This window comes from Candidatus Tisiphia endosymbiont of Nedyus quadrimaculatus (genome assembly GCF_964059235.1).
GTDB lineage: Bacteria > Pseudomonadota > Alphaproteobacteria > Rickettsiales > Rickettsiaceae > Tisiphia.
Genome location: NZ_OZ060452.1, coordinates 1,534,368 through 1,550,289 on the forward strand (window position 1 = coordinate 1,534,368; position 15,922 = coordinate 1,550,289).

A 15,922-nucleotide genomic window follows, 5' to 3' on the forward strand; every position below is an offset into this window, starting at 1 on the left:
GTTAGCCTCATGATTTATAGTTAACAACAGGATATGCTACATATTCATACTCAAGGTTAATCCTTATGACATCCGTTCGTAGTCTTTATTTATCCCAAATAGGATGGGTCTTTGCTAACATAACCTCAGTTCGATATAAGAATTGTAAAAAACGTCAGTTCGGGATAAGATATAGATGAAATAGTAATAGATAAAAGGATTGTCAAAAAGGAGTGCCTGCAGTATTTATATTTTTAAACAAAAAAACAAACTACAGGCATGAAAAAAGATATCACAGAATTATATAGTTTTATAGATGATTTTTGTAAAATTTATTTGGAGTATGAACAGAGAAAGTTATTACCATCAAATAAGCAGAGAAATCGCTGTTGTAGCATGAGTTTAAGTGAAATGTTAACAATAATAATTATGTTTCATACATCCTATGCTAAGAATTTTAAATTTTTCTATAAAAGTTATATAGAGTGCATGCATAAGGATGATTTCCCTAAAGCCTTGAGTTATAATAGATTTGTTGAATTAATGGCACGATTATTCATACCGCTAAATATGTTGATTCATTTGTTGTTTGGTGAGGAAACAGGTATTTATTTTATTGACTCTACAACGATTAAAGCTTGTCACAATAAAAGGCGTTATAGCAATAAAGTTTTTAAAGGATTAGCCAAACATAGTAAATCCTCTATGGGGTATTTTTATGGTTTTAAATTACATGTAATAATCAATAATAAAGGGGAGTTTATGGCATTAAAAGTGACCAAAGGCAATGTAGATGATAGGGTTCCAGTACCGGAGTTAACAAAAAGATTAACTGGAATTATAGCAGCTGATAAAGGTTATATTAAGCAAAATTTGTTCTTAAATTTATATGAAAGAGGCTTAAAAATGATTCATGGAATTAAGAAGAATATGGAAAATAAATTAATGGATTTGAAAGAAAAAATCTTACTTCGAAAGCGTAACTTAATTGAAACAGTTTTTGATTATCTAAAAAATAAAATGAACCTTGAACATACTAGACATAGATCACCAATAAATGCCTTTGTCCATATATTATCTACTCTTGTTGCTTATTCATTAAAGAAAAATAAACCTTCAACAAAATTTGATTTTAATCTACATGTTCTCAATATCCTTATCCCGAATTGACGTAACTTGTAATCAGCTATTGACCCCCTATTGTAATAAACTATTGACCCCCCTAACCACATAAAAAAATTAGTTAATTTTGGTTAAAATTCAGATAGAATTTTCTAAAATCATTGTAATTTTTAATTAATACCGTAGTCTATTATTTTAATCTTTAATCTACATCTTTGCCTCCTCTGAAACTTTTATTACCAGTTTCTATGATTTGACAATGATGCGTTATCCTATCAATAATTGCCTTTGTTGCCTTAGGATTACCAAATATATCACCCCATTCTTCAAATCTCAAATGGAGACCATTCAAAAGCAGGGGCAAAACTAAATTTGAATTAGAAAACTACGCCAAATCATTGGAGTTATATCTTTAAGATGTACTTTAAATTGGTAAATCTTAGTATTGTCAGACATATAAAAGCAATTTATCAGTTACATCAAATAGGGTAAAATACTTAGTACAGGACAAAGAGATTAACAAGGTGATAATAGAAGTAAAGATGGTATTATTGTCTTAACAAATTTTGTTATAACTTCCATCCATTTTTCCATCATTTCTTCAATATTCAAAAATATTCTCTGCAAGTAATCTAAGCCATACCTGAATAAGGAGATAGACTTTCTACCATGTTTTTTAAGCTTTATAGGTTTGATAGAATTTTGCCATTGACCCACAACATAAGCAAAAGTAAATGCTATAGCAAGTAAACCAAGCAATTTACTAATTCTATCTAAATGTATTATATGGGTATTTTCAAAATTGAAGCCCCGCGTCTTAAGGCAAGCAAAAAGGCTTTCTATTTCCCATCTTTTTTTATATATATTTAGTGCTACATGCGGATTATCATTGGTAGCTATGATTACTAATACGCCTTCATCATTACGCAGTGCAGCCACAGATACTTTAGGTCCTTTATAATTCTTACCCAAATATCTTTTTCCTTTAAACAACATATATTCACCATTCTGTAACTTCTTAATTAAATGATTAGCAGTAACTAACTCATCTTCTGCTCTACCAATGGCAAGATTGGCTTTGATTCTAATATAAAATGGTATCATTTTATCGTCTAAAAACTTTAGCCATAAATCACCAATAAACTCCCGATCCCCAAGCAATGCTGACATCTTCTCTATGCCAAATACAGTAATAAACCTTTCCATTAATTGCTGACGTTCAATGTTATTAGAAGTTCCTGCTTTTGGCAACATATCCCACATAATTGGTATAGCAATGCCTTTATGGCAAATAGATAATACTAAAATATTGATGTCAAGCTTGCCAAATTTCCAATTTGTTCGATCAAGCACTAGTAACCATTGATCAGTATCAATTCCAGCCAACCTCACCAATAACTTGGCTAAGGACGTATATGATAATTCACATTTGGCAAAAAATCTCTGTAATTTCTTATAGCGTGATTCTTGCTTATCTCCTTTTATCGTTAAGGCAAGCTGGGTAAGATTTACATCTCTCACTTGCAGTAATCCTAATATTATTTGTTCTATTAATTTTATGCTTGCAAAACTATTAAAAAAGTAGTCTCCTATTAATTGTGATAACGCTGTACTCATTCTCTTGCCTCTTAAGTCTTCAATAACCTAAGTAATAGAGCTTTGGCTACGCGTTATCTACTATTTTTATTCTCTCCTTAATCTCTTTGTCCTGTACTGAGGGTAAAATATGTTTCAGGTGTTATAGATTCATTTTGTAATATATTTTTATAAAAAGCTAGGCATATTTTTTAGCAAAATTTAGCTTTGCCCCTGCTTTTGAATGGTCTCCTTAATGGTGCTAAGCATAGTAGTAAAGCCTTGTTGATCATTGGTAACTTCAAAAGCCTTGTTAGTAGCTGGTATATAGATACTTAAAGTTTTTTTACTAACGTCCACACCAATATAAGTTGTTGCCATATAGAGCCTCATGATTTATATTAATAATAGGATACGCTACATACTCATACGCAAGGTTTAAACCTTCTGACATCCGTTCGTAGTCTTTATCCAAACAGGATGGGTCTTTGCTCAGGTACGAAGTCTTTAAAATTCAAAGCTTCAATTCGAGATACAGTTTACCTATCCTACCACTATATATAACTGATCACGTTATATTTATCATGGCTTTTTTATTGTATGAATTCGGGATAATAATTAGTTAATTCTTATCCCGAATTCGCGTATGAAGATATTGTTTAACCGATTTTTCTTGGATTGCTTCGTCGACCTTACGGTCTCCTCGCAATGACGTTAATTTAACTTGAATTCGATGTAACTTGTTACATCGAATTCAGTGTTATATATAGAAACAATCAGGTTTGAAGCGGTTCTACACCTGATTGTTAAAATATAACACTCCATTCAATATGTGATTTTAATTATTAAAATCACATATTGAATGATGGAAAAAGTTAAAATGCACTCGCAGAACCGCTTCAAGAGTGCATTTTTCCTTATAACAAAGCCAGTTCGATATAAGAATTAATAATTCTTATATCGAACTGAGGTTAATTTAGATATATATGATAAAAACACTACTACATTTTCCTATTGTTAGAATTTACCTAATATTTCAGTTTATTACTCGTATTCTATTAAGCTCATATGCTTTATGGCAACAACAAATAACCATATCTGATCTAGTATCAACTTTTGTTATTGGTACATTCAATGATCTAATATCTCTTTGTTATTTTTTACCAGTAATGTCGCTTGTTATCATTGGCTTCTACAAGTTATTGGTTCGGTATAAATTTTTGTATGTAAGCTGCTCTTTTATCGCTTATTTTTGTACTATTGCACTACTAATATTTATTGCCATCGCAGAGATTACTTTTTGGGATGAGTTCGGCGTTAGATTTAATTTTATTGCTGTAGATTATCTAATTTATACTCATGAAATCATTGGTACTGTAAAAGAGTCTTTGCCCTATATAGAAATATTACTAGGCATTATAATTATTACACTACTGATTGTTTTTTTCTTGAGAAAATACATAATTGATCAAGCAAGTACTCTAAATGGCAAGAAACATATTTTTTGTGTGATAATGCTATTTTTGTTTAGCCTACTTGCTTTTAATTTTTATAACCCCAATAAAATTGCTTTTAATTATAATAAATATGCTATCGAGCTTGCTAAAAACGGTCCATATGAGTTCTGCTCTGCCTATTTTAATAATAGCTTGGACTATAATAGTTTTTATCCAGTAATTGATAAAAAGCGGGCTTTCGATATTGTCCGCTCCAATTTATCGAAAGATAAACAAATATTTTTAAACGATGCTACTATAGAACAAAATATCAGAGCTAATTCTTCTAATAATAAAAAATATAATATTATTTTTATTACCGTCGAAAGTCTGAGTAGCGAATTCATGGGTAAATTTGGCAATCAACAAAATATTACTCCAAATTTAGATAGATTAGCTGATGAAAGCATATTTTTTACCAATCTATATGCAGTAGGAACTAGAACAGTAAGAGGTTTGGAAGCTATTACTTTATCAGTACCACCAACTCCTGGTTCTTCCATTATTCGTAGGCCTGATAACCAATCGCTATTTAATATAGGTACTATTTTTAAGAATGAAGGTTATGTTATTAACTTCGTATTTGGTGGCTATAGTTACTTTGATAATTTTGCAAATTATTTTCATGGTAATGGTTATAATATAGTTGATCGAGGTAATCTGAAATCAAATGAAATAAGTTTCTCCAATATTTGGGGAGTAGCTGATGAGGATATACTAATAAAATCACTAGAGTTAGCCGATCAAAGTCATAAGGAAGGCAAACCCTTCTTTTCATTAATTATGACTGTCTCTAACCATCGTCCTTATACTTTCACCGAAGGTAGAATTGATTTGCCATCTGGTAGTGGACGTAATGCAGCTGTTAAATACACTGACTATGCTATTGGTAAGTTTCTTGAACTAGCAAAAACTCGCCCTTGGTTTAATAATACTATCTTTGTTATCACTGCTGATCATTGTGCATCAAGTGCTGGCAAAACTGATTTGCCTATTAACAAATATCATATACCTCTATTAATATATGCTCCTAATATATTAAAACCACAGATAATTGATAGTTTAGCCAGTCAAATTGACATTGCTCCTACTATTTTTGGATTATTAAATTTCTCGTATAATAGTAAGTTCTTCGGTCAAGATATGTTAAACATACCGGCAAAAAGAGCATTTATCAGCACTTACCAATTACTTGGTTTTATGAAAGATAATCACTTAGTTATCTTAAGCCCACAGGGACAGCCAAAAACTTATAAACTAGTTGGTAAAGATAAAATAGAGACTGAAAATATTCCTAACTTAGTAGAAGAAGCTATTAGCTTTTATCAGATAGCTCATGATTTATATATTCAGGGTGAAATGAGAGAATAGCTTTCTTGTATTACATCTAATAGTAGCTTATTTTAAATAAAAATCTACTATTAAATATAATGACCCTAAGAGATTATAAATTAATTTTTAAGCTTGCCAAAAGCATTTTAGAACAAGAATATCACAATCTCAGCCTTTGGTATTTCGTTAGTTTCATTTATGGTATCGTTATTTATTTTACTTTAAGTAACGAACCTTCCTTTATATCTATTCTAGCTATTTTTACAATTTCTTTATCACTAATAATCTTAAGAAATAACATATTTGGGCGATTTCTTTCGGGCATAATTATTGCTTTTTCATGTGGTATGTTAGTGGGCAAATATCGTATATCAAATTTACATGTTGTTGGTATTAAAAAGCCGATAATTTCACAAATAGGTGGCACTATAGAATCGATGAAACCAACCACTCATGGTATGCAGGTTATATTATATCAGGTAAAAATTCAAAAACTTAAGCAGGTTTTACAAAAAGTAAGGATAAGCATGCCGGTAAAATATGCTCAAGAAATTAATATTAACGATAGCATTAACCTAGTGGCTCAGCTTTATAAGCCTCAAAGTAGTATCCTACCAGGTGGTTATGACTTTGGCTTTTATGCATATTTGGCGGATATTAACGCCACTGGCTATGCACTATCACCCCCCCAAATTATAGCACATAGTAATCTCTACACTAATAGTTTTATCTATAAAATTAAAAAAAATATTTACAACCGCCTAATCCAAATACTTGGTCCTATTAAAGGTAACTTTGCCGCAGCAATATTACTAGGAGAAACCAAAGCCATCGATAGAAAATTAATGAAAGAAATGAGACAAAGCGGTATATCTCATATACTTTGCGTCTCCGGTTTACATTTGTCATTGGTAGCTATGCTGTTTTTCATATCAGCAAGATTCTTATTAAATCTATCAAATTATATTGCTTATAATTACAACATAAAGTCAATTGCAGCAATTTGTTCTTTAATAGGCAGTTATGGTTATTTGGAGCTAAGTGGCATGCAAATTGCCGCCACAAGGGCATTCATTATGACGGCAATTTTTATTTATGCAGTTATGATAGGACGGAAGCCCTACCCCCTAAGATCCCTCGCGATTGCGGCTTTCATAATATTATCGGTAAATCCCGAATATATATTTCATCCAAGCTTCCAATTATCTTTTGTGGCAGTATTATCGCTAACTTCTGGTTATGAATTTTATATAAAAAATCAATGGATTTTAGGTGAAAGCAAGGGCATCTTTTCTTCCATAAAATTTTATATTGCCTCTAATATTTATTCAAGCTTCCTTGCAAGTATAGTAACTGCTCCTGTGGTAATAAACCAATTTTATACATTTCCTACTTATTCTATTCCCATGAACCTTATTGCTGTACCGATAATGTCTTTCTTTCTGATGCCGTTATCTATTATCTCATTATTCTTAATGATATTTGGTATAGATCAATATTGTTTAAAATTAATAGGTTTTTTCATTAATATAATTATTGCAGCAGTGAAATTTACTAATACCTTACCATTATCAGTATGGTATTTTGGTTATATAACCAAAATTAGTTTAATTACTTTCTTATTTGGATTTTTTTGGACTTGTTTATGGAGAACAAAGTGGCATTTTTTAGGTCTGATTATAATGACTATATCCGTAATCTTAATGCTAAATTCTCCTAAACCTAATTTCATATTTGATATAAATTTAAATGCTATTGGTATAAAAAATAACAATGGTGAACTTGACATTTATGTGAATGAGATACCAGAGTTTAAGCGTATATATTGGGCTAACTGGTTTGGTCAAAAGGATGCTAAAATATTTCCTATAGAAAAAAATATTTTTACTTCCGATGAATACACAATTTTGATAAACTATAAGCTAATTGCTCCAAATGAAATATGTAAAAACGTCGATATATATATTAACCTGCTAGGTGACAACAAATGTAAAGGCAACAAAATTACTATTACTAGAGAATTTTTAAGAGAGTTTGAAGTAATAATGATATTTTGTAATCAGCATGAATGTACAATTGAAACAAATAATAAAAAAAGATTTAGTTTTCAATAAAATTATTACAAACTACTATAATGTTGGTTATTATGGATATATACTCGAATGATCCTACGAATTGGATTTGAAAATGAGGGGCGAGCGAACTAGGTGTACATTTAGTACATGAGTACGCAAGTTCCTGATATTTTCAAAAAACAATTCTTCAAAGCAGAAGAGTATACCCTCATTCCTAGCTAAAAGCGGGAATGACATCAAACGTAATTAAAGATATTTTTATGCCCAAATTAGAGAAGTTTAAATCAGATATAGCTAATATTATTGGTGAACCAAAGGAAGGCTTTGTAAAGGATATAGATAGGTTCAAAAGTCTACTCAACTTTAGCTTTGATTCGAAATATACTCCTGAACTTGCTGAAGCTATGGAAAGCATGGGAATAGAGAAAGAAGTAAAAATACAAGTGTCGTTGGATGATGACACAACAAATGTACTTTCACAAACTGTTGAAGCTACTGACCAAAAATTTGGTGAATTTAAAGGCAATATTAGCACCACCCTTAATGCTCATGGTGAACTTGCTAAAGGATATTCTGCCGAATATGTTAAAGGACAACCTAGTTTAGATAAATTTGGCCAACAAGCTAAACAAATGGATACATTGATAGAAGAGTTTCCACATAAATTCTTACAGGAAACTGAACAAATTGAGACAATTGCAACTATAGGAGCTGGTACAGAAAAAATGTATTCGGCATTGGAATTTTCACCGGCTGATCCAATGCATGTTAGAACCATTACAGATTTAGGTACAAAACTGAGGCATTATATTAAATCATTTGCTAAATCACCTGAGGAACAGAAAGAGGCTTTTATTGAAAATGGTGCTGGGACAATCCAAGCTATTGATAAAGCAAATAGAAGTGATGGATTGCAAACTAGTAAGACTGCATTAGAAAAGATATTAAGCAAACTTGAGAGTACAGCCGGATCTCAAATATATCACCGTCTGAGAAAAACTCTCAATAAAAACGATATATCTATGGGAGATGGTAGTAGTACTATTAAACCCAATACTACCCCTTCTAACACAAAGCATTCTAATAAAGATAAAGGGCGGTAGGTTTCCGCCTACGCGGGAATAACAGCTCTAGGTAGTAACTACAACTGTAGTATTAGCGTAGTTAATAATGGGAAATGGTATTACTACAATAACAATAGATGATAGCGATGATGAGGAACTATATATAAAGTGTCATTTTATGGGAAGCGTGATGTTTAAATTAGAACAAAAATATTCAGGATTAGTAGCTGGAGTAGATGAAGCTGGCAGAGGACCACTAGTTGGTCCTGTAGTAGCTGCATCTGTTATCATTGATCAAACAAAAATCATACATGGTATCAAAGATTCTAAAAAACTTACTAAAACAATGAGAGAGTTGTTATATAAACAAATAACCCAAAATTACACTTGGTCTGTTGGTATAGTGCATCACGATGAGATAGATATAATTAATATCCTTGAAGCAACTAAAAAAGCTTGTACTATATCAATAGCAAATCTTGCTGTTAAACCGGATACGGTACTAATAGACGGTAACATGAAATTTCACGATCCAAGATTTATTAGTATAATAAATGGCGATAATTTATCAATTTCTATTGGAGCAGCATCTATTATTGCGAAAGTTACTAGAGATCGCTTAATGCTTGAATATGCCAAAGAATTTCCGGAATATATGTGGCACAAAAACTCCGGTTATGGTACTAAAGAACATCTAAATGCTATAAACCTTCACGGTCTTTCGCCTTATCATAGAAAAAGTTTTAAGATAAGAAGTTCTACATTATAGGCTATAGAAGGCAGGGTAATTTAAAAGTCACAACCATTAGTTGCTATAGATGCAAATTTAACCGCTACCGATGTCATCCCTACGAAGGCAGGTATCTATATTACTTAATAGTCTTTCAGGCTTATTTTTTTAGATTCCCGCCTACGCGGGAATGACAGCTTTGGGTAGTAACTACAACTGTAGTATTAGCGTAGTTAATAATGGGAAATGGTATTATCTAATGACTCTAAATACCTCAACGATTCTGGGGGAACATTTTATTGGAGAGTTGTTGCAGGAACTAATCGACTAAGTTTACATAGTTTTGGTATAGCAATTGACATAAATGTAGAATATTCTAACTACTGGTTATGGGATTATAAAAAAGCATTAGGTATTCCTAGCTCTACTAATGTTAACGCAGAAGATGTTGATTATAGTAAATTCCCTGCTTATCGTAATCAAATACCTTGGAAAATTGCTCAGTACACGACATAAAGATTAACAAAAAATTAATAGCCAAGAAAAAGTGTATAATAGTAGAAAATACGTAATACAAAACATATCATTAATTAAACTATCGCAACTCAATAGTTAAATATTACCCAGCTATTTTCTATTTTTGTATTATAATTATTACGTTTTGTAAGACATTAATTTTTTGTTAATCTTTATGTCGTGTACTGAGGGAAAATTGTTGAAATTTTTGAGAAAAATAATTTTATATGGGGAGGGAAGTGGCATAGTACCCTACATTTTTTATATAACCACTATTAAAATGGCTGCTGATCGTCATTGCGAGGAGTCGCTGAAAGCGGCGACGCGGCAATCCAGGATACGCGAAGCGTACTAGAAAAAACAGCTTCGCTGTTTACCTGGATCGCCACGGCATCTAAAGATGCCTCGCGATGACGATTATAGAAAAATGTAGGGTACTATGACATAAACCCTACGATGTCACCCCTGCGTAGGCAGGGGTCTAAAAAATTTTAACAAATCCTCTCGGTTTATTTTTCTAGATCCCTGCCTTCGCAGGGATGACATAAACCTATACTTCTCTGACTTGTTTAAATACTAACTTTTTTTTACTAAATATGTTTATTTTACGAAAAAAATTAGTTAGAGACCTTGGCTTTGACATATCACGTTTATAGCTTTGCTTAGTCATTAATACATAGTTAGAAATTAAGGAAGGTATAACTTCGGAATAATATACTTTATATAATCCTTTCATTGTTGCCATAGTCGTTAAATATCCCCATTTCATCACCTGTTGGGGTACTCTTGCTAGAGCTTCTATACAGGCAATTGTTTCTTCGATCTCAGGGTTACTATTTTTATAAACATCTGCAACTGGTGCTAAATTAAACTTCATATCTTCAATCATAGCTCTAATCATCAACCCCATATATTGCTCTTTTATGAATCTCTTAATAAAAAATAATTTTCTTCTATTAACGGAAAATAAAAATTTCTGTTTATATATAAAGCCAAGTAATCTTGCCCAATAAGCCCTTATACCCCGTACTTTGTTTTTATTATAAAATTTTACCCTTTCTTCATAAGTAATCATTTGCCTCATCCCTATAGAGAGAAGCTTGGCTAATAGTTTATCACAATTAATAATATCATCTATTCTAGCCTGTCTTACATGGGGTGTTGCTTTTGTTCCAGAAAAATTTGCTGAATGACGACTAATTTGACGGCCACTTGCATCTCTTTTAATATCAGCAAAATGCCCAAGTTCTTGCCCAGCTATAATTTGCAATCTAGCAACTGCTGCCCATCCATCACCATAAGTTGGGTGATTTTTATCATTTTCAGCAAATGGATTTCCACCGCAGGAAACAAAGACTGCTACATTCTTACCGTCAGTACTTTGCATACCACTATTAGAACCCGAACGTTGCCAATCAACTATATCCATCATATCACCGATATTATGGGAATAAGTAATAAATACCTGGACCTTATCATGCAATAACCACCTAATAACTATAGGATGGGCTGACTGAACAAAAAGCCTTGTTAATTTTTCAGTAACAGATTGGTCAACTGGTTGTAATTTTTGAATTTGTTTTTTCAGATATGTATAAATCGATGCCAGTTTTTTATCTGATATAGAAGATTTGTATAGATATCTGAATAACTGATTAGTTTGTTCAATTAAATTTGGCTCGGTTATTTCCTCTTTACTTACCATCAAACTAATATTGAACTTTGGATCAGAAAATCTTGCAAAATTACAACTATTATCGGTATCTATCCTAAGTTTTCCTGATTTGATTAATTGTTGAGCTAATTGTTCATATTCTATTTGCATGTCCTCAGGATAAATAGCAGGAATCTTATCAAGTATATGATAAATTGAACTCATAGGGGTATATACTACTTGCAAATGAAGAGTTGGTAGACGATAGAATCAAAATCAACAAGTGCTAGGAGTGTCCAAGCCGAGGAGCACAGCGTACATTAGTACGTGAGCACCGCAGGTCTTGGACAACGACAACGCAATTGTTGATTTTCATCGAGTATACTGAATATTTTAAAAAACCTCAAAGAATTTATCCTTAATAACTTCATCAAACTGATCTAACGTTATATCAACACCAAGTTTCTTAAACGAGGTCACAGGCATATCTCTCAGACCACAAGCAATAATTCCGGAGAACATATCAAGATTTGTTGAAATATTTACAGCAACACCATGATATGTAACCCATTTTTTAACTCTAATACCTATTGATGCAATCTTTGCGGGTACACCATTTTCTTCTACCCATATCCCCACTATACCACTTATAGTAAAAGCTTTAATCCCAAAATATAAAAGGCTATTTATAATCCATTCTTCTAATAGTTTAATATATAGTTTTAAATCCTTTTGCCTTCGTTCTGAGACTAAATCAAGAATGGGGTATATTACTCTTTGTCCGCTACCATGGTAGGTAAGCTTCCCTCCCCTACCAGTATAAATTACCGGTATATCTCTAGGATTTAACAATTCATTTGCCTTAAAACTAGTACCTGCGGTATAAATATCCTTATATTCAACTAAATAAACAATCTCTTGTGAAGATTTATTGATTAAACTTGTAACCTTATCTTCCATTAATTTTACTGTGTCTTCATATTCTAAAAAGCCTGATAAGGTAACAAATTGAACCATAATATTAACTAGGGGTGACATCAATTCTATTATTATGCCTAAAACCTTCTCACGCGAATTCGGGATAAGAATTGACAAATTATTATCCCGAATTGGGGTTTCTCGGGTTAGCTATAAGGAGTATTATAATATATAAATAACCTCAAGTATTAATGTAAGACATCGGTTTAATAGCCAAGGTGTCTCTGCTTCTTCGAATGTCACCCCTGCGTAGGCAGGGGTCTAAAAAAATAGCATAGAAGGTATGTTATATAGTTTTAGATACCGCACCGAAGCAGGGATGACATAATGGGGGTGACATCACCCCTAATAGCGATGATTGCTTGAGCCTACTATTAATTTATTACATCGATACTTAAGATTAAATAGGCTAGCACTAATAGTTAATATCTTAAATATCTACTAATTCTTGATAGGATACTTCTAAAACCTCATAAGATTTTGAACCTTTAGGAGTGGTTACTTCTACTATATCTCCGACCCCTTTACCGATGAGAGCCTTAGCAATTGGCGATACTATGGATACCCTCTTTTTGGTTATATCTGCTTCATACTCTCCAACAATATGATACATAACTATTTCCTCTGTTTCATCATCGATCAACTTAACTAACGCCCCAAATTTTACGGTATCACCGGAGAGTTTTGAGGTGTCAATAATTTTAGCTCTTGCTATTTTATCTTCAAGATCCAAAATGCGACCTTCTATAAAACTTTGTTTTTCTCGTGCTGCATGGTATTCTGCATTCTCAGATAAATCTCCAAAATCTCTAGCTGTTGCTATAGCTTCAATTACTTTTGGTCGTTCTATATGTTTAAGATGTTTAATTTCTTTTTCTAAACTATCAAACCCTTTATGTGTAATAGGAAAATCTGCCATAATAATATGTCTTGTCTAAGTTAAGTTTTCTAGTATATTTGTTGTGTCAAACTTTGTCAAATAGGCCTTTTAGGTTATTATGCAAACTAAACTCTTTAATTTTGAAATACAACGTAAAACTTTCCACTTATACAGCTTGATTATACCACTTTTTTATTTATTTTCATCTAAATTAGTTGTTACCACACTATTACTTCTACTTATAGTATGTGTATTATATATAGATATTACAAGGCATTATAATTTATATGTTAAGAAATTGACAGATAAATTTCTTGGAAAGTTTATGAGACCTGAAGAACAGAGTGGTTTATTCAGACTAAGTGGTAGCAGTTTTATGGTGGTTGGATTTTTCTTAACTGCTCTTTTATTTTCAAAAGGTTTAGCGATTTCATCTTGGCTTATATTGATAATAGCTGATTGTCTTGCTGCGTTAGTGGGTACAAAAATAGGTACTCCTCTAAAAAATGGCAAATCATTGGAAGGTTCTATTGCCTTTCTAATTTCTGCAATTTTTATTAGTATATTAGTGTATTTTTTCATCGGCTATCACACTAGTTTTACTGTTATCATAATTAGTTCTATAGTTGCTACTATTAGCGAATTCTACTCAAAAGAGTTATCAATAAACGATAATTTATTAATACCTCTTAGCTACTGCTTCTCTACAATCATATTCACCTTTATTTTAAGTTTATGAGAATTCCATTAGAATTTTATGAACTTCTTAGAACTCGGATTAATTTATCAGATGTTGTTAGACAAAAAGTAGTCTTAACTAAAAAATCTGGAAATTACTTGGGACTATGTCCTTTCCATGTTGAAAAATCTCCATCATTCACTGTAAATGATGCCAAGAAGTTTTATTATTGCTTTGGCTGTGCTGTTCACGGGGATGTTATAAAGTTTGTTTCCAACTTTAGTGGTTTATCTTATAAGGAAGCAGCCATTAAACTTGCTAATGATTATGGCATTGAATTGCCTAAATTAACAGCAGCACAACAAAAACTCTATGAAGAATCGGATGAACTATTTGATATCTTAGAGATGGCTGAAAGATTTTTTACATCACAATTGTCACAAGAAGTATGTAGCTACTTACATGACCGCGGTATTAGTAAAGAAACAATTAAGGAATTCTCCATCGGTTTTGCTCCTCCATCTAAAGCATTACAGAAATTTTTTGAAAAAAAATCAATATCTTTGATAAAACTTCAAAAAGCAGGCTTAGTGGGCAAGCGAGATGATGGTACAATATATGAGATATTTTATAATCGGATAATCTTTCCGATTAAAAATGTTTATAATAAAGTAGTTGGTTTTGGAGGACGAGTGCTTGGTGATGGGTTACCTAAATATTTAAATTCTCCGGAAACCATATTATTTCAAAAAAATGAAACATTATATGGGGAGAATAATGCGATTAGTGTTGCCTATAAGAAAAATCATTCAATCTTAGTTGAAGGGTACTTGGATGTTATTGCCTTGCACCAAGCTGGTTTTAAAGAGGCAATGGCAAGTCTTGGTACTTCGGTTACAGAGAATCACCTACAAAAATTATGGCGTGCCGGAGATGAAATAGTACTCTGTTTAGATGGTGATATAGCAGGAATAAAAGCCACCCATCGGGTAATTAATCTAGTACTACCTCTGATAAATGGTAATAAGAAAATTTCCTTTGTGATGTTACCTAGCGGAAGTGACCCTGATGATATGGTAAATAAAGATGGTGCGGGAAGTTTCACACAAATTTTTGATAAAAGAATTAATCTATCTGAAATGATTTGGCGTTCCGAATATGAAGGTAAGACTTTCTCAACTCCAGAAGACAAAGCTATTTTGGAAAGAAATCTTGAAGATTATTGTAAACAAATAAAAGATAAGCTACTTAGCCATAATTATTATAGATATTTTAAAGATCAAATATGGCAAAATTTAATTAAACGTCAAAGTAAAGTAGCTGTAAAAAATTCAAATGTAACATTTTCAGCTCCGGATTATTCAGAAATTGAGATGTTAGAACAAGTCTTTTGTATAATGTTAGTAAAGTGTCCAAAGATAATCAAAAAGCAAGAAATAAAGGATTTCTTATTAACGTTAAATTTCCAAAATAAAATGCTTGAAGCTTTTCGTGATTGGTATTTTGCAGAAATTATTAGCAACGATATCTTAGATCAGGAAAATATTATTGGTTTGGCAAAAAAAACTGGATTTTATGACACTTTTTCAGTATTGTCAAAATCCAATAATCTATTTCTAGATTTGTCATTTAATAAGGATGACATAGACTCTGACTTACTTTGGCAATGGTTGCATAAAAAACATCACCTAGTACTATTAAAACAAGAATGTAGCTCAATTATTCAAAATGGCTCAGACGAAGAGCTAAAAAAGGCTATATTATATCGAGAAGAGATTATAAAAATCTCTAAAGAGATTTATAATCTAAACGAATCTTTTACTAATTGACCCAAGGTTTATA

At 31.8% G+C, this 15,922-nt stretch carries 15 protein-coding genes; 9 read left to right on the plus strand and 6 right to left on the minus strand.

Annotated features, from left to right (window positions below; genetic code table 11):
• Positions 1-258: 258 nt before the first annotated feature.
• Positions 259-1,149 carry an IS982 family transposase gene (locus tag AB3211_RS07375; protein ID WP_367363772.1) on the plus strand — a complete coding sequence of 297 codons (891 nt, stop codon included), beginning with the start codon at positions 259-261 and terminating at the stop codon, positions 1,147-1,149.
• Positions 1,150-1,303: 154 nt separating this feature from the next.
• On the opposite strand, the gene AB3211_RS07380 is transcribed toward AB3211_RS07375, so the two are convergent.
• From AB3211_RS07380 to AB3211_RS07390, 3 genes are all read right to left on the minus strand, one after another.
• Positions 1,304-1,438 (minus strand): ATP-binding protein, encoded by a 135-nt coding sequence (locus AB3211_RS07380; protein WP_367364163.1) that lies wholly within the window; start codon positions 1,436-1,438, stop codon positions 1,304-1,306.
• 179 nt (positions 1,439-1,617) lie between these two features.
• Entirely contained in the window at positions 1,618-2,718 is a 1,101-nt protein-coding gene (locus tag AB3211_RS07385) for an IS4 family transposase (protein ID WP_367364164.1), read from the minus strand.
• A 180-nt stretch (positions 2,719-2,898) separates the two neighbouring features.
• Positions 2,899-3,057 carry a hypothetical protein gene (locus tag AB3211_RS07390; protein ID WP_367364165.1) on the minus strand — a complete coding sequence of 53 codons (159 nt, stop codon included), beginning with the start codon at positions 3,055-3,057 and terminating at the stop codon, positions 2,899-2,901.
• Between the two features lie 605 nt (positions 3,058-3,662).
• Between AB3211_RS07390 and AB3211_RS07395 the strand changes: the two genes are divergently transcribed.
• The 6 genes from AB3211_RS07395 (at position 3,663) to AB3211_RS07420 (ending at position 10,168) form a co-directional block, all read left to right on the plus strand.
• A complete protein-coding gene (locus AB3211_RS07395; protein ID WP_367364166.1) occupies positions 3,663-5,543 on the plus strand; it encodes an LTA synthase family protein in 1,881 nt (626 codons plus the stop codon).
• Positions 5,544-5,602: 59 nt separating this feature from the next.
• Positions 5,603-7,618, plus strand: a complete 2,016-nt coding sequence (locus AB3211_RS07400; protein WP_367364167.1) for a ComEC/Rec2 family competence protein — start codon at positions 5,603-5,605, stop codon at positions 7,616-7,618.
• Between the two features lie 191 nt (positions 7,619-7,809).
• Positions 7,810-8,682, plus strand: coding sequence for a hypothetical protein (locus tag AB3211_RS07405; RefSeq protein ID WP_367364168.1), 873 nt, complete (start codon positions 7,810-7,812; stop codon positions 8,680-8,682).
• Between the two features lie 139 nt (positions 8,683-8,821).
• Positions 8,822-9,412, plus strand: coding sequence for a ribonuclease HII (locus tag AB3211_RS07410; RefSeq protein ID WP_367364845.1), 591 nt, complete (start codon positions 8,822-8,824; stop codon positions 9,410-9,412).
• 207 nt (positions 9,413-9,619) lie between these two features.
• On the plus strand, positions 9,620-9,889 hold the full coding sequence (locus AB3211_RS07415) for a M15 family metallopeptidase (RefSeq protein ID WP_367364169.1): 270 nt from the start codon (positions 9,620-9,622) through the stop codon (positions 9,887-9,889).
• 204 nt (positions 9,890-10,093) lie between these two features.
• Positions 10,094-10,168: a hypothetical protein gene (locus tag AB3211_RS07420; protein WP_367364846.1), complete on the plus strand. Its 75-nt coding sequence runs from the start codon at positions 10,094-10,096 to the stop codon at positions 10,166-10,168.
• Between the two features lie 271 nt (positions 10,169-10,439).
• On the opposite strand, the gene AB3211_RS07425 is transcribed toward AB3211_RS07420, so the two are convergent.
• From AB3211_RS07425 to greA, 3 genes are all read right to left on the minus strand, one after another.
• Positions 10,440-11,768, minus strand: a complete 1,329-nt coding sequence (locus AB3211_RS07425) for a DUF2748 family protein (protein ID WP_367364170.1) — start codon at positions 11,766-11,768, stop codon at positions 10,440-10,442.
• Between the two features lie 168 nt (positions 11,769-11,936).
• Complete coding sequence (gene lipB / locus AB3211_RS07430; protein WP_341754851.1) at positions 11,937-12,560, minus strand: lipoyl(octanoyl) transferase LipB; 624 nt, start codon at positions 12,558-12,560, stop codon at positions 11,937-11,939.
• A gap of 391 nt (positions 12,561-12,951) precedes the next feature.
• Entirely contained in the window at positions 12,952-13,443 is a 492-nt protein-coding gene (gene greA, locus AB3211_RS07435; RefSeq protein WP_341754850.1) for a transcription elongation factor GreA, read from the minus strand.
• 76 nt (positions 13,444-13,519) lie between these two features.
• Here greA and AB3211_RS07440 point away from each other — a divergent pair, with 76 nt between their 5' ends.
• Positions 13,520-14,140 carry a diacylglycerol/polyprenol kinase family protein gene (locus AB3211_RS07440; protein WP_367364171.1) on the plus strand — a complete coding sequence of 207 codons (621 nt, stop codon included), beginning with the start codon at positions 13,520-13,522 and terminating at the stop codon, positions 14,138-14,140.
• The gene (gene dnaG, locus AB3211_RS07445; protein ID WP_367364172.1) at positions 14,137-15,909 is read left to right on the plus strand and encodes a DNA primase; all 1,773 of its coding nucleotides are present in this window, start codon (positions 14,137-14,139) and stop codon (positions 15,907-15,909) included. The genes AB3211_RS07440 and dnaG overlap by 4 nt, the downstream gene beginning before the upstream one ends.
• Positions 15,910-15,922: the final 13 nt, after the last annotated feature.

What these genes read in the sequence shown, in the direction of transcription:
- AB3211_RS07400 (WP_367364167.1), top strand. Translation starts at nt 5,603, where the DNA reads ATGACCCTAAGAGATTATAAATTAATTTTTAAGCTTGCCAAAAGCATT.
- AB3211_RS07410 (WP_367364845.1), top strand. Translation starts at nt 8,822, where the DNA reads ATGGGAAGCGTGATGTTTAAATTAGAACAAAAATATTCAGGATTAGTA.
- AB3211_RS07405 (WP_367364168.1), top strand. Translation starts at nt 7,810, where the DNA reads ATGACATCAAACGTAATTAAAGATATTTTTATGCCCAAATTAGAGAAG.
- AB3211_RS07390 (WP_367364165.1), bottom strand. Translation starts at nt 3,057, where the DNA reads ATGGCAACAACTTATATTGGTGTGGACGTTAGTAAAAAAACTTTAAGT.
- AB3211_RS07425 (WP_367364170.1), bottom strand. Translation starts at nt 11,768, where the DNA reads ATGAGTTCAATTTATCATATACTTGATAAGATTCCTGCTATTTATCCT.
- lipB (WP_341754851.1), bottom strand. Translation starts at nt 12,560, where the DNA reads ATGGTTCAATTTGTTACCTTATCAGGCTTTTTAGAATATGAAGACACA.
- AB3211_RS07395 (WP_367364166.1), top strand. Translation starts at nt 3,663, where the DNA reads ATGATAAAAACACTACTACATTTTCCTATTGTTAGAATTTACCTAATA.
- AB3211_RS07385 (WP_367364164.1), bottom strand. Translation starts at nt 2,718, where the DNA reads ATGAGTACAGCGTTATCACAATTAATAGGAGACTACTTTTTTAATAGT.
- dnaG (WP_367364172.1), top strand. Translation starts at nt 14,137, where the DNA reads ATGAGAATTCCATTAGAATTTTATGAACTTCTTAGAACTCGGATTAAT.
- AB3211_RS07415 (WP_367364169.1), top strand. Translation starts at nt 9,620, where the DNA reads ATGGTATTATCTAATGACTCTAAATACCTCAACGATTCTGGGGGAACA.
- AB3211_RS07440 (WP_367364171.1), top strand. Translation starts at nt 13,520, where the DNA reads ATGCAAACTAAACTCTTTAATTTTGAAATACAACGTAAAACTTTCCAC.
- AB3211_RS07375 (WP_367363772.1), top strand. Translation starts at nt 259, where the DNA reads ATGAAAAAAGATATCACAGAATTATATAGTTTTATAGATGATTTTTGT.